This is a genomic window from Mesorhizobium sp. M1E.F.Ca.ET.041.01.1.1, from assembly GCF_003997355.1.
Classification (GTDB): domain Bacteria; phylum Pseudomonadota; class Alphaproteobacteria; order Rhizobiales; family Rhizobiaceae; genus Mesorhizobium.
On record NZ_RZSL01001140.1, the window covers coordinates 1 to 778 of the forward strand.

At 65.9% G+C, this 778-nt stretch carries 1 protein-coding gene; it reads left to right on the forward strand.

Annotated elements, in window-relative coordinates; genetic code table 11:
* Positions 1-71: 71 nt before the first annotated feature.
* Positions 72-778: FAD-binding oxidoreductase (locus EOA38_RS37955; protein WP_145966354.1), on the forward strand; the 707-nt coding region annotated here is incomplete at its 3' end.

Sequence of the window (778 nt, forward strand, 5' to 3'; positions counted from 1 at the left end):
CCCGAACCTATGCTGCAAGAAGCAGCGCTCCGGCTGCGCCGCTTCGCTTCCAGCTACCGCCGCGAGGCCGCATGACCAAGACCATTCCCACCAGGGCCCGCGCCGTCATCATCGGCGGCGGCGTCTCCGGCTGCTCGGTCGCCTATCATCTGGCCAAGCTCGGCTGGACCGACATCGTGCTGCTCGAGCGCAAGCAGCTCACCTGCGGCACGACCTGGCATGCCGCCGGCCTGATCGGCCAGTTGCGCGCCTCGCAGAACATGACGCGGCTGGCGAAATATTCGGCCGACCTCTACGTCAAGCTGGAAGCCGAAACCGATGTCGGCACCGGCATGCGCCAGGTCGGCTCGATCACCGTCGCGCTGACCGAGGAGCGCAAGCACGAGATCTACCGGCAGGCCTCGTTGGCGCGGGCCTTCGATGTCGATGTGCGCGAGATTTCGCCCGGCGAAGTCAAGGAGATGTATCCGCATCTCAACGTGTCCGACGTGGTCGGCGCCGTGCATCTGCCGCTCGACGGCCAGTGCGATCCGGCCAACATCGCCATGGCGCTGGCCAAGGGCGCGCGCCAGCGCGGTGCGACAATCATCGAGAATGTCAAGGTCACCAAGGTCCACACCAGAAACGGCCGAGTCTCCGGCGTCTCGTGGGCGCAAGGCGAGGATCAGGGCACCATCGAGACCGACATCGTCGTCAACTGCGCAGGCATGTGGGCGCGCGAACTTGGCCGGCAGAACGGCGTCACCATCCCGCTGCACGCCTGCGAGCATTTCTATCT